The organism is Enterobacter sp. MGH 4, from assembly GCF_000534735.1.
Lineage (GTDB): Bacteria > Pseudomonadota > Gammaproteobacteria > Enterobacterales > Enterobacteriaceae > Enterobacter > Enterobacter intestinihominis.
Genome location: NZ_KI973289.1, coordinates 1,108,358 through 1,128,506 on the forward strand (window position 1 = coordinate 1,108,358; position 20,149 = coordinate 1,128,506).

The following is a 20,149-nucleotide window of genomic DNA, read 5'->3' on the forward strand; positions in this document are numbered from 1 at the left end:
GCTAATGTTTTCACACAGCTTGAGCGAAGAGCGGACTTATCCTTACAAGGCTTACCATACAGAAATAGAAGTTCCCCCAAAATGAAAACACTCGCAAACCTTCTAGACAACCTTTTCCCGAGCATTTAGCCTGAATTAAAATTTTAATATCTGTCAGGCTAGTTCATTATGAAAAATGATATCAGAACCCTCGACCTTAACCTTCTTAAGGCCCTTGATGCATTGCTGGATGAGGGAAGCGTGACTCGGGCTGCACAGCGCCTCTCCCTGACGCAGCCTGCCGTCAGTGGTATGCTTATTCGCTTGCGTGAATACTTTGACGATCCACTCTTTGTTCGCACCAGCCACGGTATGGTCGCCACAATGCGGGCCAACGAACTTTCTACGCCGGTAAAACAAATCCTCACCGATATAGCTATCCTGCTGAAACCAAATAAATTTGATCCCGTGACGGTGGAACTGACTTATACCATCGTCGCAACGGACTATGCACTTAAGGCTGTTGTCGTTCCGTTGTTGGCTGAGCTAAAACAACGTGCACCGTATATTAAAATCGCCGTGCGGCCCGTGGACAATAAGCAAATGTATCAGCAGTTGTCTCGGGGTGAAGTTGATCTGGCTTTGATAACACCGCAAACAACCCCTGAAGACCTGCATGGAAGAGCGCTCTATGAAGAAGATTATGTCTGCGTAGCAAGACGTCATCATCCACTGGCAACGAGTTCAGAAATGACGCTCGAACAATTTTGCAAACAGGAACATATTCTGGTGTCTTCAGAAGGTAACTTCACCGGTGTTACAGATGAAGCACTGGCTAAGCTCAGTCTGACACGACGAGTAGGCATGTCAGTTAATAGTTTTCAGGTGATACCTGATATATTGCGAGTGACTGATATGATTGCAGTTGTACCTCACCGTATGGTCCTGACTAACAACGATCTCATCATTCTCCCTTTGCCCCTGAAAGTTCCCGGCTTTACCAAGAGCATGGCCTGGCATGAGCGAACCCATCGTGACCCAAGTCATCAGTGGATTCGTGCTTTATGCGCAGAAGTAAGCCAACATCCCGCGTCCTGATATAATTTATCTTATTAAGAATATAAGTAATGACAATTCGCCTTATAACTCCATTGCACCAATAATCACTGTCATCACGTTACTGCCGTAATGACACACGCAGTGGACTCAACTATAGCAATTGGAGAAATTTATGAACGCGATTAACTGGCCAGAAGGCTTTGTTCCGGGTTTTACCGATAACTTTATTTCTAATGAAATGATCATCTTAGGTCTGAACGTTAATGATGTCTGGCCGCTCCTGAGTCAGCCATTGCTATGGCCGGAATACTATAAAAATTCCGCCGATGTGCGCTTTTATGACAACAAAGGTCCAGAATTGGAAAATGGGGTTCGCTTCTACTTCAGCACGTTTGGTTTCCCAGTTGAAGCTCAGGTTGTGGAGTTTGTTCCACCTGCTGAAGGTAAACCTGCTCGTCTGGCATGGCACGGATGGGCCGGTGAAAAAGATACCGCTCAACGACTCGATGTCCATCATGCGTGGCTACTGGAGGATCTTTCCGGTCACAGGGTCCGTATCCTAACGCAGGAAACACAGAACGGAGTCCCGGCAAAAGATCTGGCAAATACCCGCCCGAACCCAATGCTTAATGGTCATCAGGAATGGCTTGACGGCCTGATTCGAGCAGCAAAGAATTAATAAACCGCTTTCCACAGTCATATCACTGAGGCTGCACTTTCCCGCAGCCTCAAGAATATTTGCCCGTTTGCTATTGCACTTGATTACAGGTAAATCATGTAACCCCCGCAAGTGACACAGCGCGGCCATATCTGTAATGTCCCCTCCTGGCACCCAGCGGACATTTCATCGCTATGATGCCCTAGACATTTCTAACGAGCCACTGATTAGACAATTCTAACGAGCCTTGACATAGATTGAATACGAGTAAATCCAGCCAGTTCAGACCCATCCTTGTTCTGCTCATTCCGCGCATCATGTACCTCTGTTCTGTGCCATCAACGTTCATAACTGTCGTTACGGTCTTGCGTGATCTCCACGGCAGTCACCTGTACATCCTTAAAGCGCAGCCCATCCACACCAGAAATTTTCCCGAACTCTGACGCGTCAATCAAAATCCCCTCCAGCGTTAACCCAACCACAGGACGCTCCGGATATCCCTCGATGAAAAATGCCCGCGAAAAGCATTTGCTGTCTGATCGACGCGCCGTCATATTTTTAATCGTCAGTCCGCTGACCGCAGTAAGACCGGCTTCGCCCTCAACACCTTCAGCCAGTTTGCGCCAGTGTTCTGGTTTATCAGATAAATTGCTCTGGTCGCCATAGCTATACTGCGGAAACCAGTTCAGCTGGATCAGCACCGGAAAACGCACGTCCGTAAGCCGTAGATTTTGTACGGTGATATCACGGATAAATCCGCCCCGGTTGCGAGCAGATTTAATGCGAAACCCGACGCCCGTTCCGTTAAACGCGTTATCTTCTATCAGGACGCGTTCAATGCCACCTGAAGTTTCACTCCCCAGTGTGATCCCGGATCCCTTATTCAGCGTACATCCTCGAATCACTATATCCCGCGCGGCACGAGCTTTTTGCGCCGCTTCGCGTCCTCGTCCTGATTTGATGCAGATATTGTCGTCATTGCAGGACACAATGCAGCGTTCAATCCGCACCTGTTCGCAGGAGTCGACGTCAATCCCGTCGGTGCTCGGCCCCGCAGAATTGCTGATTTGCACGCCCTCAACCGCGATATGGCGCGAATAACAGAGGTGCATGTTCCAGAATCCGGACTCCCTACTGGTAAAATCACGCAGCAGAATGCTCTGACTTTCAAAGACCAGAATATTGCGCGGGCGCTGACAGTCATAATCAACAACCCAGCGCAATCCTCTTGCGCTGTAATCGCCGACCATGCCGCTGCGCTCGTCATCGCCCCAGTAGCGTTGCCACCAAATTGCACCCTGCCCGTCTATAGTGCCTGTACCGGTAATGCTGACGTTTTCACAATCGATGATAGTAATAATGCCTGCCGGCCAGCGCATATCAATGCCGGCCACCCGGGTATTTATCAGGGGATAATCAGCCAGATCCTGGCTTCCAACGAGCTGTGCGCCAGCGTCCAGGCGAAGTGAAACACCGCTTTTCAGAAACAACGCTCCGGTCAGAAAACGGCCTTGCGGAATAACGATGACATCGTTCTGTTGAGCACTATTTATGGCCTGCTGAATGGCGGATGTTGCCAGGCGTTGCGCGGTTGGGTCCGCGCCATACGCCAGAATGGAGATCGCTTTCATGGCTTTTCCTTAAACAGATGAAAGCCTTAGTCTAGGAATCCGCGTGATGGATAACCTTTGTCTGTTTGACAGCCACGCAGTCAGGCTGGCAAAAAAGCGGATATTTACTGGCTGGCGATCACCGCAACGCCCTTTTCTTTCATAACGTTGACCCAGCGTTCATCCGTTGTGTTTTCAACTACGAGCGTATTCACCAGCGACAAATCGCCAATCACAAACGCCGAGGCCGTGTTGATCTTTTCCGGTGAGGCCAATACCACCGTTTCCGCCGCTCTGCCGGAAAATGCACGTTTGATGCATGCTTCTTCATAATCTCCGGTGGTCAGCCCGGCCTCAGGATGCACGCCGGTGACACCCATGAAAAACAGATCCGCATGAATATTGTTGATGCCTTCAATAGCGGCCGCGCCGACCGTGACGATGGAGTGTTTATACAAACGACCGCCAATCAGGATCACCTCTATGCACGGATGGTTGACCAGCCCCAATGCAATACCCGGGCTGTGCGTCACCACGGTTACCCGCAAATCTGGCGGCAAGAAGGTAATAAGTTCTGAGGTGGTCGTCCCGCCATCAATGATCACCACCTGCCCCGGTGAAATGAGCTGCGCGCCCCGACGTGCCACGCGTTTTTTTGCATCCATTTTAACGGACTGACGCTCGGCAAAAGGCGCAATCGCTGAAGATGCCGGAAGCGCGCCGCCGTGGACACGCTGCAAACGCCCTTCTGCCGCCAGTTCACGTAGATCCCGGCGGATAGTGTCCTCAGACACCGAGAAAAAGAGGCTGAGCGCAGTTGACTGAACCTGGCCTTCCGCCTCCAGCTTTTCCAGAATCAACTGTTTACGCTGACTTGTGAGCATGAATTATTCCTGATGTTGCACGATAATTATTGTAATTACACGAAAATGCTGTTTATGATGCATACTCTACGAGAGGAGAGCCAAACGTGCAATCAAAACGTGCAGATATACGCATCATCAACAGCGAAACGTTGTCCGACAACTGGTATAACCTGAAAAAATACACTTTTGACCTCCAGCGCAGCGATGGTGACTGGCAGCGGCAAGAGCGTGAAGTGTATGACCGCGGGAATGGCGCGACGATCCTGCTCTATAATCGCGACAGCAAAACAGTCATTCTTACACGTCAGTTTCGTTTCCCTGTGTTTATCAATGGTCACGAAGAGGATCTCATTGAGGCGGCTGCCGGGTTGCTCGATAACCTTGACCCGGAAAGCCGGATTAAGGCCGAAGCGGAAGAGGAAACCGGGTATAAGGTGACGCGCGTAGAGAAAATTTTTGAGGCCTATATGAGCCCGGGCTCCGTTACCGAAAAACTCTACTTCTATCTGGCGGAATATCACCCGCAGGATCGGACCAGCGCGGGCGGCGGCGTTAAAGCAGAGGGGGAAGATATCGACGTGCTGGAAATGACGCTGGACGACGCGCTTCGTGGCATCGAGAATGGCCAGATCGTCGACGGTAAAACCATCATGCTGCTTTATCACGTGACCCTGAAAGGCATTTTATAATCTCACGTTTATCCGGATACCTGCCCCTGCGCAGGTATTTGCCTGTGCTATTCTTGCTGAACACCTCAACATGGAGATGCGAAAATGGCCGACTGGGATCCTTCTCTGTATCTACAATACAGCGCAGAACGCACACGTCCCGCCGCTGAGTTACTGGCCCGGGTGCCGCTTGCTGACATAACCTCTGGCGTGGATTTGGGCTGCGGGCCAGGCAACAGCACCGCGCTGCTGAAACAACGCTGGCCTTCAGCGCAGATAGCCGGTGTGGATAACTCCCCGGCGATGCTGGAGGAAGCCCGACAGGCCCTGCCAGACTGCCACTTTGTTGAATCGGATATCCGTCACTACAAACCTGACCAGCCTCTCAGCCTGATCTACGCCAACGCTTCCCTGCAATGGATCCCGGACCATTACCACCTTCTGCCGCATCTGGTTTCACTGCTCCAGTTAAACGGCGTGCTGGCGATACAAATGCCTGACAACTGGCTTGAGCCGACGCACGCCCTGATGCGTGAAGTTGCCTGGGAACAGGGCTACCCCGATCGTGGCCGCGAGCAGCTGCCGGGTATTCATGCCTACTATGATATTCTGACGGACGCGGGATGCGACGTGGATATCTGGCGCACCACCTACTTTCATCAGATGAGCTCTCATCAGGCGATTATTGACTGGGTCAGCGCGACGGGGTTACGGCCGTGGCTACAGGATCTCAACGAGAGCGAGCAGCAAAACTTTCTGAAACGCTACCTCGAGCTGCTGGAAGAGCAGTATCCGCTCCAGGAGAACGGACAGATACTGCTGGCTTTTCCGCGCCTGTTTATGGTTGCTCAGCGGGTTCCGTAAGCCGAATCAGGAACGCGCTTCCTTGAGCAAATGCTGAATTACAGCCTCCTGCTTGTCGTAGTTGCCTTCGCCAAACGAGGTGTAACGCAGTTGCCCTTTCGCATCGAAATAGTAATGTGCTGGCCAGTACTGATTACCGAACGCGCTCCAGATTTTGTAGTTATTATCCGTCACTACGCGGTACGGCAACTGCCATTCGTTGACCGCGTTTTTCACCGATGATAACGGCTTTTCCCAGGGGTATTCAGGGGTGTGGACGCCAATCACCACCAGACCTTGTGACTCATATTTCTTCGCCCAGTCTCGAACATGCGGAAGGGTATGCTGGCAGTTGATACAGTCCCAGGTCCAGAAATCGATAAGCACAACTTTCCCCCGCAAGGCCTTAGACGTGACAGGGTCACCGTTTACCCAGCCCGTACCGCCGCTTAATGTCGGTAGCTGGCTGCTCGGCATTGCGTCAGCGATCGGTCGCAGTTTCACCTGCGTGGAGGTTGGTTGCGCAAGGCTCAAGAGAGCGTTTTCCAGCTGGTCGGTAATACCGCTGGCGCCTTTCAGGACCGACGTCATTCCTGAGGCGTTGAAAGCCACGGCGGCTAACATCATCACCCCTGCGCCCTGACGCAGACGCTCCATCAATGCGGATTTGGCTCTCAGAGGGGTTATCAGCTTACGGCCACCCGTGACAAGCAGCCCCAGCATCAACGCGCACCCACTGCCGTAAGCGGCTAACAGCGCTCCGGTTGCGATGGCCGAGTGGCCAGTAATGTTAATGCCGAAGATCGCCCCGAGAATCGGTCCTGCACAGGGGGACCACAGAAGTCCAACGGCCAGCCCTGCCAGAAAAGCCGAAAACATGCCGTGTCGCTGAACGCTGTGGGTGTTAAGAACGTTCCCCGCGCTGACCGCCGGGCTGGCAATGCGCTGAGCGAACTGCGGGAAGATCAGGGCCAGGGCGGCAATGCTCAGTACCAGCAGCGCAATCCAGCGACCGATAACGGTGGCGTCAGCTATCCAGTCACTGGCAACCGTTACTACCATCGCCACAAACGTGAACATCACTATCATTCCCGCCAGAAGCGCCAGAATGTGTTTGCGCTGCCCCTGAAAGCCGGCGAACAGCAGAGGAATAACGGGAAGCGTGCACGGACTGAGCAGGCTAATCATGCCGCCTAAAAAAGCGATTATCAGAAACATAACGACCTCACGATACAGTTGCTGCGAAGGTGCAGTGAGGTCATTTCACCCTGCGAATGTGTTCAGGCCGTGTGCAAAAAACTGAATTTTGTCTGCCTTCGTATCCGCACGGCGCGCAGATACACAGGCGTACAATTAAACGCGCGGAAGAGTCACGCTTACGGCCAGCCCGCCCTCTGCCCGGTTTGCAAGATGCAATTTCCCGTCAAGCTGGGCGGTGAGCTGCGCGGCAATGGCGAGGCCTAACCCGGTGCCGCCCGTTTCGCGGTTGCGCGACGTTTCAACCCGGTAGAACGGCTGTAACACCGCCCCCAGTTCTGCCTCCGGGATGCCGGGGCCGTTATCCATAATGCGGATCGCTACCTGCCTTTCATCTTCATCAATCTCTATTACCGCGCTATGGCCAAACTTGAGCGCATTATCCAGCAGATTGGTCATTACCCGGCGCAATGCCTGGGGGCGGGTGACGATCGGCAGACGTGTACTGCGTGCATGAAACTGCACGTTTTTACCAATGTCCTGATAATCACTGGCGATGCTGTTAACCCACGCGTTTAGCTCCAGCTTAAGCGTGGTCTCTTTCAGTGATTCTGATGACCGGGCATAGGCAATACCTTCTCGTACCAGGCGCGACATATTATCCAGGTCGCTCAACAACTTATCGTGGAGTTCGGGCTGATCCGCCATTTCGACCCGCAGCTTCATACGCGTGATGGGCGTCTGAAGATCGTGAGAAATGGACGCCAGAATCTGCGCGCGTTCACGCAGATAAGTTTGTATCCGCGACTGCATCTCATTAAAAGCCTGCGCCGCCTGTCGCACCTCAACCGGACCTTTTTCAGTCATAGGAGAATGGGCCGCAGGATCGAGGGAATCAACCGCGCGCGTGAATTGCAGGAAAGGCCGGACAACCTGGCGCACGGCAATCCAGGAGCAGAGCGCGACAAGTAACAACTGAAGAACCAGCACCACGGGTAACCAGCTGGCGACTGGCGGCATGCGCGGGATCAGATCGATAGTGAGCGGTGCGCCGTCGCGGAGCGTCAGATGGGCCTGAATGTGGGAAACAGGCCCCGGCACTGCCGTAAACTGGAGCGGATATTGAACTGAAAGCGTCTCTTTCAGGGTGCGAATCGCATCCCGCGAGCGCTTGTCCGTTGGCGCAGCGCCTGCCTCGCCGGGACCAAGGATATAACGATAATTACCGCGACCGAGCCGTTCCAGCCACTCTGGCCGCTCTTTGGCCGGAAGCCGGTCGAGAATGGCCACGCTGGTCGCCACGTCATTCTCAAGATTGCCCAGCATAACCGTGCGCGCGCTGTGCATTCGCTCAACCATGACCAGCGTCAGGCTGAGCGCGTTAGCCAGCAAGAGTCCAAGCAGCACAATGATCAGCAGCCGGGCCAGTAAGGTGCGGGGCCACAGCGTCATTCATTGGCCTCGACGATGGTCACCGGCATAGTAAAAACGTAGCCTTCGCTTCGAACGGTTTTAATGTAGGCTGGCGAGCGGGCATCTTCATTCAGGCGCTGTCGCACGCGGCTCACCAGGAGATCAATCGAACGCTCAAACAGCTCGGCATCACGTCCCTGCGTCAGGTTCAGCAGTTGATCGCGGGTCAGCACCCGTTGAGGATGATCGAGAAATACACGCAGAAGGCGATATTCCGCCCCGCTGAGCGCCACAACCATCCCCTCGTTATCAATCAGATGACGCGCCACGGTATCCAGCTGCCATTCACCGAACACCACCAGGCGCCCTGCCTCGGTCACCTGAAGATTAGGCGGCATAGTACGAAAACGGCGCAGGATAGTTTTGATACGCGCCAGCAGTTCGCGGGCCACAAACGGTTTTACCACATAATCGTCGGCGCCCATCTCCAGCCCCAGGATCCGGTCCATGTCCTCGTTGCGCGCGGTGAGCATCAGGATCGGCAGATCCTTATGCCTGCTGCTGCGCAGCTGTCGACACACCGTCAGGCCATCATCACCGGGCATCATCACGTCCAGCACCACCAGGTCGATATGCTGTTTGTCGAGCACTACGCGCATCTCTTTACCGTTCGCCGCGCCAGAGGCGTGGTAGCCGGATTTCACGAGGTAATCGACAATCAGTTCACGAATATCCCTGTCGTCATCGACGACAAGGATGTGATCAATATGCTCCACCGCAGGCTCCTGATTAAGAGGTAACGGATTGAAAATAGCACATATCAGAGCTTATCCGCGTCGACAACGGCTTTAACAAAGTCCTGCGGATCTTCCTGCGGCGGGTTGTGGCCAACCGTTGCGCCGAAAGTACGGTGCTCATATTTTCCGGTGAATTTCCCCGCATAGGCTGCGGGTGCAGGATGTGGTGCTCCGTTGTTACCGCCCTCGATGGTGATGGTCGGCACCGTAATATTCGGTAGCGTAGCCAGCTTTTGTTCGTAGGCGTCATATTTCTGCTCACCCTTCTCCAGCCCCAGACGCCAGCGGTAATTACTGAGCGTGACGGCAACGTGGTCTGGGTTATCGAGGGATTTGGCGCTGGCATTGAAGGTGGCATCGCTGAATTTCCAGTCAGGCGAAGCCTGGGACCAGATCAACCGGGCAAAATCGTGCGTATTTTTAGCATAGCCCTCCGCCCCGCGCGGCGTGGCGAAATAGAACTGATACCACCACTGAACCTCTGCCTTCGGCGGTAAAGGCTGTTTGCCAATCGCCTGGCTGCTGATCAGGTAGCCACTTACCGAGACCAGCGATTTCACTCGATCCGGCCAGAGCGCCGCAACGATATCCGCCGTACGCGCCCCCCAGTCATAACCGGCAAACACCGCCTGTTTGATATTCAGGGCGTCCATCAGGTTGACGATGTCTTTCGCCATTGCCGAAGGCTGGCCGTTTCGCGGCGTTTTATCAGAAATAAAGCGCGTGGTGCCGTACCCGCGCAGGGATGGCACAATGACACGATACCCCTTCGCGGCCAGCGCGGGGGCAACTTCCGCGTAGCTGTGAATATCGTACGGCCAGCCATGCAGCAGGATCACTGGTTGCCCGTCTTTCGGCCCGATATCGACATAACCGACGTTCAGATCGCCGGCGTTAATTTGTTTTACCTGGTTAAAAGCCGACGAGTAATCCTTACCCATCGCTTCCGCCTGACAGGACATCACGGTGCCAAGCGAAACGGTCAGGGCGACTGCTGAGTATGCGAGTTTGTTAAACATGATGTTATCTCCGGGTGAGTTCAGTTGACGGAGATATAACACCATGCGTTTGTATAAAGGATGTGTGCGGATGCGGTTTTATTGCATACCTGTGTATGTATCACAGACGCAGATACAGTGTGATACAAACCCGGTTAAGGGGTGATTCGGTACCGGACGTAATCGTCGGCTTCACCATAGTGGTCATACAGCTTACGCGCCGGATTGTGCATGCGGGTTACCCAGTAGAGTTTTGACCACCCTTCCCGCTTACCCTCATCGATCAGGGCGTCGATAAGCGCTTTACCCGCCCCTGCGCCACGTTCGGCAGCGTCAACAAATAGATCTTCCAGATAGGGGTAAGTTTGGATATCGAAAATTATGTACGTTAAGGTTAATTTTTTGCCATCACGTCATTAGTATATTCACAAACAGACTCGCCATTATTGACTGTATGCTGGAGATTCAGCTCCGTTAAGTAGCCGTCTGCCAGATACAAAACCCGGTCTGCAGAGGCTATGGTTTCCGGGCGATGGGCTATCAGCAGAACAGGAAGCCCCAGTTGACGTAAGGTCTGGCTTATCCGGATTTCACTCTCAACATCAAGGTGGCTGGTCGCTTCATCCAGTAACAGGAATCCCGGTTTCTTGTACAACGCCCTTGCCAGCAGAATGCGTTGTTTTTGTCCTCCGGAAAGCCCTCCGCCGGTTTCACCAATCAGCGTCTGATACCCCATCGGCATTGCCATAACATCGCTGTCGATAAGTGCCAGTCTTGCGCACTGGATCATTCGTTCATAATTTCGGTCATCACTGAAAAAAATAATGTTATCTGCTACAGAACCTTTGAAAAGATGGTCATCCTGCAGTACGGTACCGATACGCTGACGAACCTGAAAATAATCCGGATGCGTATGCAATATGCCAAATGCCCTGATCCTGCCCTCATCAGGGATGTGGATCCCAAGGATAAGCTTCACCAGTGTCGTTTTCCCGCATCCGGATTTACCTGTAATGGCAACGACTTCTCCGGGATTGAGTGTCAGCGACACCCCGCCGATTATCGGATTTTCCCCTCCCTTGTGGCTGAAGATGATGTGCTCAAGTACTAGAGGAGCATGAGCATATTCATCCATCTCCCTGCGGGATACAGAAGGAATGTGCGAAGCGTTGTTATGCTCACGAAAAGGCTGTTGCTGAAGGCCTTCTGTCGGGGTCAGTACAATATCAGCCAGTCGTTCGTTGTAAACATCGAGCATACGCCAGGAAAAAAACTTATCAGTCAGGCTACTGATACTGGAAGAAAAACGCGTCTGATAGGATAAATAAGCAACCAGCATGCCGACGGTGAAGGTACCATTCAATACCTCCCCGGCGCCTTTCCACAAAATGATTGCTGATACCACGCTGCCGGTAAGAGTGTGAGCAATGTCATAGCACATCAGCAGACGGCTCTGACGCAACTGCGTATTTCTGCGGGCAACGTTGAGATTCAGCCAGGCGGCCTCACGATGTGCCGTCACACCGTTAATTCTCAGGCTGAGGATCCCGTTGAGTGTTTCAAGAAAATGCCCGGACTCCTTGGCACCTGCATCCCAGGCATCTTCTGCCGACTGTCGAAGGGACGGATACCACAGTGCCCTCAACACACCATAGAAAATGGCTGCAAGTACGGCGATCAATGTCATTTCAGGACTGTACAGCAGCATCATGCAAAGCGCAGTCACCACGAGCAACACATCCAGAATACCTTCCAGCACTTGCGTAGTCAGCGCCTGCTGGATGGTATCTACCGCCTCAAAACGAGCATTAATACTCCAGCCGAACTGCCCGGCTGGATAATCCGATACCGGCCGCACATTCAGTCAGTCTCTGCAGGGTCATCCCTTGTGAGCTGATACTGAAACGTTCGCGCAGTGTGGGTAAGTCTGTTTGCAGACCATGCCAGCAGGCCATCATGACCAGGCATGCCAGACCACATTCCGCTGACTCTGTCTGTCGGGTGAGAGGAAGCTGTTTTCTCCCGGTCCATTTGAGTGTATCCATCACAGCTTTCCTTTCAGGCTCCAGAGCGGCTCAGTCAGCCACTCCCACAAATTGCGGGTATCCAGGCTGACATCCCCCTCAAGAACCATGCCGGGGCGCAGGGCTTCCTGTTTCCCATAAGCCAGAATAAAAGTATTTTCAGGTTCAACGATGACGCGGTAATGACCTTCATTCTCCTTCCAGGTCACAGGAGATACGGAGAGTAAATCAGAAGATGTCAGCGTTGTATGGCTTATTTCACGGATAGTCCCGTACTGCACACCAAACTTCTGATAGGGGAAGGCAGAGAACCGCAGGGCAACACGCTGCCCCGCCTGAATAAAGCCAGCATTCTGACTGGTAGCATAGAGTTCTATCTGCAAACGGGCATTGTCGGGAATGAGGGTCATGACAGGTTCAGATGCCCTGACAGACTGTCCCTGTCTGACCAGCACGGCAGCAACGGTTCCGGATACCGGTGAAGTCAGCGTGAAATTTTCCTTACCTGCCAGTTCGTCCTGCTGTTGCCTGATCACCTGCAACTGCCTGTCCATTTCAGCCTTCCGGCTTTCACCCTGAACGATGAGATGGTCAAGGTCGTCTTTAGCAGCCTCCATCGCGGTGTGCAGTTGCAGAAGCCCCTGACGCTGATCCTCAACGTTTTGCTGTGACGTTGAAACGTCAATCTGCTTCTGCTGGTATTCGATATCTGATACGTAATGCGTATCAGCAAGTTTCTTATAGCGCTCCATAACAGACACGGCCAGCGCAGCCTGATGCACGGCAAGTGACAGACGCTTTTCTGCACTTTTAACCTGAGGTTTCAGGGAAACTATTCGCTGTTGTATGGCATGCTGCTGCTGACTGTTGTCACGCAATTCCAGGGTCTGTTGAGAAGTCAGCATTGTAAACTGAGTTTGTAGGGAAAGTCTTATAGCAGCGAGTGTACCTGCCCCCTGTTCGTTGAAATGTTCACCGCTGATATGATAAAGAGTCTCACCGGCAATAATGTGTTGACCTTCTGAGGCGGTCAATTTGGTTACGTAGCCAGCATATTGAGGAGTGATTTTTACCAGCCCGGATGAGGGCATAACGATTCCGGAAAGGTGAGCCTTACGTGTATAGCTACCATAAAGAATAAAGAGTATCAGGCACAGAAATATGAATAACGTTGTGAGTGCGCTTACTGATAAACCGAATGACGCAGGTAAGACAATCTCACCATAATCAGAATCTGTTTGATGATTTAAAGCCTCTTCCCTGAAGATATTCATATCCCAAATACCCTTCAATAATTTAACGACAAAACAAAAGCATTCATGCACGAATGAATTATAATAGGATAAAAAAGCCCTCTGCTTCTTATTCTAACTATTAATAGCAATATTGACACCAAAAAAAAGAATGGATTGATCTAAAATGTTATAATACTGTCCATGCATCAGACAAAAAGACAATGAAGTCAATATACATGGGATAATATACTTTTTATTAAAAATTGAGTGGAAAACACCGAAGATACAGCCCCTGTATATAATCTCCTCATAATATGGGACTACGAAGGTGGCTATTATAAATGCTATAAAACTAATATGGGAAGGTCCATAATGATATAAATTATCCCTGTAAAGATAAACATTATACTGAACCAGCAAAATGACAAACAACACAACAATAGAAAATTTTATTGAAGTTAAATCTCTACTTGGGCGTAATTTAAAACCATCCAACTTCCTTAAGTAGAAAATATACAAGAAAAATGCAATTGAAAATTCCGCAATAAACAATAAGAGTAATGACACATCGAGAGTAAGATAGCGGAGGGTTATGGATGGCGATAACGTAATTATTATTGAGATAACAGACGCAATAAAAAGAACAATTACGTTTTTCTTACTATAAATGAATGGATAGACATGCCTAAAGATTATCATGTTCAACCTATTATTAATTCATATTTTATATAAGAATCAACAAATATGGTTATGATATCGTAATCATTTTTTGATATCATGCACTTTAACTTCAGTGAACATTTGTAATGATTCCATTCTGCAACACAACAATTTTTATCGGAGTGTACTTTATTTACTTTTAAACCTATTCATCAAGTTAACGCCCCATCGAGTTACTGCTATTAATACAATCAACGCAATAAGAAACCTTGATATAATCCCTGGCCGTGATACTTCGTCAAACTCAAGAACTTCAGCGTATTTCAAAAGGGTAAATGCGATAATGAAAAAAAATAAGTAAATTAGGAAATTTAAAAATTGTTTCATGCTTAACCCGATACTTGTGATTACATTAACTTTATCAAAGATAATAGTTCATCATGACTACTTCGAATAATCATTAAATATCGAAACACCTAGAATAACATTCAGTTATAATGAGCTTTTAAATTATTATCACACACAACTCAAATTACTTACCAACGGCATTGTCCGGGGCCGTTGTAATTATTACTTTTATCTTTACTACCACGATCTGAAAAACTATCTTTTGTGCACTGGCCAGCTATAGCTCCACCAATTACCCCAGCGGTCATACCCACTGGCCCCCCAGGAGAGCCGGCGATTAGACCACCGATGATTCCTGCGCCGCATGAGTCAACGCCCTTGTAAATAGAGCCATTGTTTCCTTTTGAATTACCAGATTTAGAGCTGGTGTTACGACTACCGGCACCTTCATAATTACCGCTTCCATTGCCGCCACTTACTAATGCTATCTCATTAAGGCTTAATGCTCTTATATTCGACATAAATCATCTCCATTTAATTTAGTTTTGCATTTTGTGCTAAAAAAATATCTTACATTACTTAATGTAAAGAAAGTGTATTTATGTAAGCAAATGTAAATAAGCTATTGAACTTCGTAAACCGTAGCTCCATTTGGGAGCAGTTCAGCTCCTGCATGGGCAGGCCTATAACACGAAATCGACCTGGAGGTACGGTAATGTTCAGGCATCTTTTCTGACGTCCAGCGCGCAATCACTTCTGCGTCGTAACAGATTTTACAGCCATGGCGCATCGCTTCGTTACGGACGTGCCAGAGTGTTTCGGCTTCTTCGGGCCTGGCTTTTCTTGGCATTACATACTCCTTTATGGATAAATCTGAATAACAAAAGCACGACCAACTGGAATTTGATATTGATGAAATATCAGAACCCAAACAAATGATAACGCTCAAATATGGAGATCACCGGATGACGATACCCACGCTTACGACAGAACGCTTATTACTTAAACCCCTTGTTGCCGCCGATGCCGTCCAGATCCAGCAACGCTATCCGCGCTGGGAAATTGTCCGCTATATGGTGGCTTCAGTCCCCTGGCCCTACCCGGAAAACGGTGCAGAAAATTATGTCAACAACGTTGCACTGCCCGACATGGCCAAAGGGATTGCGTGGTTCTGGACGATTCGCCGTCGCGAAGCGCCTGACGAACTGATGGGGTTGATTTGCCTGTATGACGTGGAGGACAACAACAGGGGGTTCTGGCTCGCGCCGGAATTTCAGGGCCAGGGATATATGCGTGAGGCGAGTATCGCGGCAACGGATTACTGGTTCAATACGCTTAACAAAGCGGTGTTACGCGCGCCGAAAGCGGCGGCCAACAGCCGCTCCCGACGTATTTCAGACAGCAGCGGCATGCGACTCATCAGGACAGAGAAGAAAGCCTATGTCAGCGGCCTGCTGGATTCGGAGCTGTGGGAAATCACCCGCGACGAGTGGAATGCCCGTCAGGTCAGCTGATAATGCTTATCCGGCATTAGCCTTTCAGGGATGTTCTCTTCATCGTTCATCTGCAACAGATCGCGCTCCATCATGTTGCAGATGGCGTCCAGCGGCAGATCGTTATCTTCCGTCCCAAACGGATCTTCCAGCTCTTCCGCCAGCGTATCAAGCGAGATAAAAGTGTAGGAAATCAGCGCAGAGACAAAGGGCGTCATGTAATGCAGATCAACAACCAGCGCAAACGGCAGCATGATGCAGAACAAATACACCGTCCGGTGCAGGATCAGCGTATAGGCAAACGGGACTGGCGTATTGGCGATACGCTCACAGCCTGCCAGCACGATGGACATATCGTTCAGGCGGTTGTTGAGGCTGTGAAACAGGATGTCTGAAAGGTGCCCGCTGCGCCGCCGTACGGCCAGCCACTCCCCCATGATCAGCAGGATACGGTTCGCCGGCGAGTTGGCATCCATCACTTTGCGTAAATCGTCTGGAGCCAGATAGCGGGACAGCTGATCGGCATTGGTTTCTCTGCGCAGTGTCATACGCAGACAGTTAGCAAACGCGATTTGCAGGCGTACAAACTCTCCAAGATGTTTATCATCCGGCAAGGTGTTTTTTACCTCGCGAAACAGCGAGCGCGCCGCTATCATCAACTGCCCCCAAAGCAGACGCGCCTCAACGTAGCGCGAATAACAGGCGTTATTGCGAAATCCCAGGAAGATGGCGATAGCCACGCCCAGAATGCTGAACGGCGCGACGGTAAAGCGGATACCCAGCGAGGTGTACCACGGCAGCATGACAATCACGGCGATGGATAGCAGGAAGTTAAGCAGCAGTCGGGTATAAATTTTGGGAAGTACCGAACCATGCCAGACAAAAATCAGTTGCAGCCAGTGCTGTTGAGGACGAACAATCATAATCAGCTTCAGAAAAGTAAAGAGCGCGGCTATTAAACGTGATCCTCATCACGGTTGCAAGCATGTTAATAGTTCATTGCATTTTCTGACCTGTTAAGCCCTGACCGCACGGTGCTGCCTGAGCTTTTTAAAAAAAGGACGTATAGTATGTTGTAACTAATAATGGTCTGTAAAAAACCCGGCAAACGCCGGGCATTATGATTAGCAGAGAGGTTTCACCGCCTCGCGCATGCCTTTGCTTAAAATTGCATCCAGATCCTGCGCAACCTGGTCTACCAGTCCGTTCACCAGAGTGAGATCCTGTTCCCAGTGCTCGCTCACGCTTAACACCGACGATACCAGTTCACGGGTAGTGACTTGTTTGTCGTGATGTTGCGTCCACAGCTGCTGGTAACGTTCAAGCCAGTGCGCATCGTCCTGCACCGGATAGCGCTCACCGTTGCGCTCGGCACGGTAAAATGCAATTAGCGCCGCCAGGGCAAAGGTCAGACGTGCTGGCAGTTCACCGGTCGCCTTCTGCCCTGCCAGCAGTTGCGGCAGAATGCGGGTGCGGTACTTGGTCATCCCGTTCAGTGCAATCGACAGCAGCTGATGCTTAATGTACGGATTACGAAAACGCCCCGTTACGGCACTGGCGAAGGAGTGCAGCTCATCGCGCGGCAGATCCAGGACCGGAATAATCTCTTCATAAATAGCCTTCTCTACGAACGCGCAAATCTCCCCGTCGTTCATGGCTTCCCCTACCGTATCCAGCCCGGCCTGAAAAGCGACCGGAACCAGCGCCGTGTGTGCGCCGTTGAGGATCGCCACCTTACGCTCTTTATAAGGTTTGATATCGTCAACAATCAGGACGTTGAGCGGGTATTTATCCAGGCACAATTCAGCTGAAAGTGATTTTGGCCCCTGAATAACAAACAGGTAGAAATGTTCTGCCGTGTCGAGGAAGCTGTCGTGATAGCCCAGCCCGGCTTCCAGCTCTGCCACCTCATCACGCGGAAAGCCGGTAACAATGCGGTCAACCAGCGTCGAGCAGAAGGTGTTAGCGTTATTCAGCCACGCAATGAATGCCGCTGGCAGCGCCCACTCCTGTGCATAACGCAGCACCAGTTCACGCAGGGCATCGCCGTTGTAGTCGATAAGCTCACAAGGAATGATGATCCAGCCTTTATCCGCAGCCCCGTTAAAGTGGGTAAAGCGTTCAAACAGCAGACGCGTCAGTTTGGCCGGATAGCTGACAGCTGGCGCATCGTCAAACTTATCGCCCGCGTGATAGCCGATCCCCGCCTCCGTGGTATTGGAGAAGACAAACCGCATCTCCGGATTATGGGCGAGTTTCAGGAATTCATCGTACTGGCTGTAGACGCTGATTTCACGATTCACGGAACGAATAAGACGCGCATCGCTTACCGCTTCCCCCTCCTCATTCAGACCACGAATAATCGTGGTATACAGACCATCCTGGGTGCTCAGCGACGGCGGAAAATCACTCTGGATCGGCCGTACAATCACCACACCTGCATTGAGATCGGTATGCTCGTTTAAGAGGTCGATTTGCCAGTCAACGAACGCGCGGAGGAAGTTACCTTCGCCAAACTGGATGATACGTTCAGGGTAGCGCGCACCGGGGAAATCACGACGGTTGAGTGTGTTCACAATGGAGGTCCTTTATAATTAGTCATACAGCCTGAGAAGATTGGTGTGATAACTTATCAAAACTTCAGGACCAGAACCCCTGTCTGGATCAACTCAGGACGCGATGGTGAAAAATATCAAAGAAATTTATAGAACACCGAGGTCGCCGTCATGTCCCCGTTCGGCATCAGGGCGTAGCGTGGGATCTCCCCCGCCTTTTGCCAGCCCGCTCTCTGATAAAATGTCTCCGCGCCGCTGCCGGTCGAGGTATCAAGCACCAGCACCGTAAGCGCTTTTTCACGCGCAACCGCCTCCAGGGCTTCCATCAGCGCCATTGCCGCACCTTTACGGCGCGCCTTCTCATGTACCAGAAGTTTCGCGACATCTGCGCGGTGCGGCTGGTTTTCCGGCTGGTCGGTGATCAGCTGGACCGTGCCAACCAGCCCCTGCTCCGCGTCAAAACAGCCCAGGACGGTACGCTCGTCGCGCCCGACGCTGTCTGCGACGCCGAGCCAGAAGGTTTGGGCTTTCTCGGGAGAAAAAGGCAGCATAAAGCTGACGGAGGCGCCGCCGTTTACACAGTTGACGAGGATATCGCTCAGGGCATCAATGTGGCTGAGGATGTCCTGTCGGGAGAGAGGTTTAATCAGCATGGGAGAGTTCATTGCGCGTCCTTAGGTTGAATCTCTCCACTTTGCTATTAACATTTTTGTTACGCAATAAGCGATGACATAGGATTTCGTTATGTCATTTTTCGCCGTGATGTTGCCGCTTCATGGCGTACATTTGCGCATCCGCGTGTTTTAACCATGCCTGCATATCGTTGCGGTGATGATCGAACTCGCTCAGCCCCCAGGAGAACTGTAACGACCAGGGATGCAGCTGACGCGCGTTATACTTCTCCGTTTGTTCGACAAGATACTGCATGGCGATCCAGGCGCCAGGCTCATCGGTATCCGCAAACAGCACCGCGAACTCATCTCCCCCGAAACGTACCAGCATATCGGCCTCGCGGAATGAGGAGCGCATCAGGGCGGCCATCGCTTTCAGGGCTTTGTCGCCCTCCTGATGCCCGAAGCGATCGTTAATGGTTTTGAAATGGTCCAGATCCAGCCAGCCAAGCGTTAACGGTTCTGCCCTACGCTGCGAAACCGACAGTGCAAACTGGGCAAACTGGTTAAACCCGCGTCGGTTAAACAGGCCCGTGAGTTCATCGGTCGTGGCGGCGCTAACGGCTGCAAATTCATCTTCTGCCAGCGCGCTGAGATCGGCCAGTACGGCGGAATCCGCCGCGGTAAACTCACGCGGTGCGTAATCAATGAGACACAACGATCCTACGCACGCCCCGTCACGTAAACGCAGCGGGAAACCGGCATAAAAGCGTACGCCCGGATCTCCCGCCACCTGCGGATTATCCGCAAAGCGTTCGTCCAGCAGCGTGTCAGCCACCACCAGCGGCGCGTCACCCAGGATCGTATGACCACAAAACGAGAGATCGCGAGGCTGGCTGGCGAGTGCCCGCCCGTCGGCAGATTTCACGATCGCAGCGTGGTCATCCACCAGCGTAATCATCGCCAGCGGCACCCTGAAAAAGCGTGTTGCCAGCCGCGTGAGACGATCAAACGCGGGATAATTGTCGATCTCAAGCAGACCGGACTCGCGCAGCGCATTCATGCGCTCCGTTTCATTCACGGGAATTAGAGGTGCTTTCATGACGTCTCCTGACGCTGAGCATTAGTAAAAGCG

General features: G+C 51.5%; 19 protein-coding genes and 1 pseudogene. 5 read left to right on the forward strand and 15 right to left on the reverse strand.

Annotation, left to right across the window (positions count from 1 at the left end; genetic code table 11):
• Positions 1 to 168: 168 nt before the first annotated feature.
• Together L350_RS17150 and L350_RS17145 are read left to right on the forward strand one after the other, a co-directional pair.
• Positions 169 to 1,077, forward strand: a complete 909-nt coding sequence (locus L350_RS17150) for a LysR family transcriptional regulator (protein WP_032624249.1) — start codon at positions 169 to 171, stop codon at positions 1,075 to 1,077.
• Between the two features lie 133 nt (positions 1,078 to 1,210).
• Entirely contained in the window at positions 1,211 to 1,717 is a 507-nt protein-coding gene (locus L350_RS17145; protein ID WP_032624250.1) for an SRPBCC family protein, read from the forward strand.
• Positions 1,718 to 2,034: 317 nt separating this feature from the next.
• On the opposite strand, the gene L350_RS17140 is transcribed toward L350_RS17145, so the two are convergent.
• The gene (locus tag L350_RS17140) at positions 2,035 to 3,327 is read right to left on the reverse strand and encodes a glycoside hydrolase family 28 protein (RefSeq protein ID WP_032624251.1); all 1,293 of its coding nucleotides are present in this window, start codon (positions 3,325 to 3,327) and stop codon (positions 2,035 to 2,037) included.
• A 104-nt stretch (positions 3,328 to 3,431) separates the two neighbouring features.
• Entirely contained in the window at positions 3,432 to 4,190 is a 759-nt protein-coding gene (locus tag L350_RS17135) for a DeoR/GlpR family DNA-binding transcription regulator (protein ID WP_023300114.1), read from the reverse strand.
• A gap of 86 nt (positions 4,191 to 4,276) precedes the next feature.
• Between L350_RS17135 and L350_RS17130 the strand changes: the two genes are divergently transcribed.
• Both L350_RS17130 and tam read left to right on the forward strand, forming a co-directional pair.
• The gene (locus L350_RS17130) at positions 4,277 to 4,861 is read left to right on the forward strand and encodes an NUDIX hydrolase (protein ID WP_032624252.1); all 585 of its coding nucleotides are present in this window, start codon (positions 4,277 to 4,279) and stop codon (positions 4,859 to 4,861) included.
• An 84-nt stretch (positions 4,862 to 4,945) separates the two neighbouring features.
• Positions 4,946 to 5,704 carry a trans-aconitate 2-methyltransferase gene (tam, locus tag L350_RS17125; protein WP_032624253.1) on the forward strand — a complete coding sequence of 253 codons (759 nt, stop codon included), beginning with the start codon at positions 4,946 to 4,948 and terminating at the stop codon, positions 5,702 to 5,704.
• A gap of 6 nt (positions 5,705 to 5,710) precedes the next feature.
• Here the strand turns inward: tam and L350_RS17120 are convergent, their stop codons facing one another.
• The 9 genes and pseudogenes from L350_RS17120 to L350_RS24165 all read right to left on the reverse strand — a co-directional run bounded on the left by L350_RS17120 (position 5,711) and on the right by L350_RS24165 (position 14,876).
• The gene (locus L350_RS17120) at positions 5,711 to 6,901 is read right to left on the reverse strand and encodes a cytochrome c biogenesis protein/redoxin (RefSeq protein ID WP_032624254.1); all 1,191 of its coding nucleotides are present in this window, start codon (positions 6,899 to 6,901) and stop codon (positions 5,711 to 5,713) included.
• A gap of 135 nt (positions 6,902 to 7,036) precedes the next feature.
• The gene (locus L350_RS17115) at positions 7,037 to 8,332 is read right to left on the reverse strand and encodes an ATP-binding protein (RefSeq protein WP_032624255.1); all 1,296 of its coding nucleotides are present in this window, start codon (positions 8,330 to 8,332) and stop codon (positions 7,037 to 7,039) included.
• On the reverse strand, positions 8,329 to 9,069 hold the full coding sequence (locus L350_RS17110) for a response regulator (RefSeq protein WP_023300109.1): 741 nt from the start codon (positions 9,067 to 9,069) through the stop codon (positions 8,329 to 8,331). The genes L350_RS17115 and L350_RS17110 overlap by 4 nt, the downstream gene beginning before the upstream one ends.
• 44 nt (positions 9,070 to 9,113) lie before the next feature.
• Positions 9,114 to 10,109, reverse strand: coding sequence for an alpha/beta fold hydrolase (locus L350_RS17105; RefSeq protein ID WP_032624256.1), 996 nt, complete (start codon positions 10,107 to 10,109; stop codon positions 9,114 to 9,116).
• A gap of 134 nt (positions 10,110 to 10,243) precedes the next feature.
• Complete coding sequence (locus L350_RS0122230; protein ID WP_254909581.1) at positions 10,244 to 10,471, reverse strand: GNAT family N-acetyltransferase; 228 nt, start codon at positions 10,469 to 10,471, stop codon at positions 10,244 to 10,246.
• Positions 10,472 to 10,482: 11 nt separating this feature from the next.
• Positions 10,483 to 12,133 (reverse strand): annotated as a pseudogene (locus L350_RS17100) (ATP-binding cassette domain-containing protein).
• The gene (locus L350_RS17095) at positions 12,133 to 13,386 is read right to left on the reverse strand and encodes an HlyD family secretion protein (RefSeq protein ID WP_032624257.1); all 1,254 of its coding nucleotides are present in this window, start codon (positions 13,384 to 13,386) and stop codon (positions 12,133 to 12,135) included. The pseudogene L350_RS17100 and the gene L350_RS17095 overlap by 1 nt, the downstream one beginning before the upstream one ends.
• 93 nt (positions 13,387 to 13,479) lie before the next feature.
• Positions 13,480 to 14,046 (reverse strand): CPBP family intramembrane glutamic endopeptidase, encoded by a 567-nt coding sequence (locus tag L350_RS24800; RefSeq protein ID WP_309472211.1) that lies wholly within the window; start codon positions 14,044 to 14,046, stop codon positions 13,480 to 13,482.
• A 497-nt stretch (positions 14,047 to 14,543) separates the two neighbouring features.
• The gene (locus L350_RS24165) at positions 14,544 to 14,876 is read right to left on the reverse strand and encodes a hypothetical protein (protein WP_023300105.1); all 333 of its coding nucleotides are present in this window, start codon (positions 14,874 to 14,876) and stop codon (positions 14,544 to 14,546) included.
• Positions 14,877 to 15,320: 444 nt separating this feature from the next.
• Between L350_RS24165 and L350_RS17085 the strand changes: the two genes are divergently transcribed.
• Positions 15,321 to 15,869, forward strand: coding sequence for a GNAT family N-acetyltransferase (locus L350_RS17085; RefSeq protein ID WP_023300104.1), 549 nt, complete (start codon positions 15,321 to 15,323; stop codon positions 15,867 to 15,869).
• Here L350_RS17085 and L350_RS17080 read toward each other — a convergent pair.
• The 4 genes from L350_RS17080 to L350_RS17065 form a co-directional block, all read right to left on the reverse strand.
• Positions 15,857 to 16,771, reverse strand: coding sequence for a bestrophin family protein (locus L350_RS17080; protein ID WP_003857155.1), 915 nt, complete (start codon positions 16,769 to 16,771; stop codon positions 15,857 to 15,859). The genes L350_RS17085 and L350_RS17080 overlap by 13 nt on opposite strands.
• A gap of 201 nt (positions 16,772 to 16,972) precedes the next feature.
• On the reverse strand, positions 16,973 to 18,424 hold the full coding sequence (locus L350_RS17075; RefSeq protein WP_032624258.1) for a tagaturonate reductase: 1,452 nt from the start codon (positions 18,422 to 18,424) through the stop codon (positions 16,973 to 16,975).
• A gap of 116 nt (positions 18,425 to 18,540) precedes the next feature.
• The gene (locus L350_RS17070; RefSeq protein WP_032624259.1) at positions 18,541 to 19,068 is read right to left on the reverse strand and encodes a GNAT family N-acetyltransferase; all 528 of its coding nucleotides are present in this window, start codon (positions 19,066 to 19,068) and stop codon (positions 18,541 to 18,543) included.
• An 82-nt stretch (positions 19,069 to 19,150) separates the two neighbouring features.
• Positions 19,151 to 20,116 (reverse strand): sensor domain-containing diguanylate cyclase, encoded by a 966-nt coding sequence (locus tag L350_RS17065; RefSeq protein WP_022648115.1) that lies wholly within the window; start codon positions 20,114 to 20,116, stop codon positions 19,151 to 19,153.
• Positions 20,117 to 20,149: the final 33 nt, after the last annotated feature.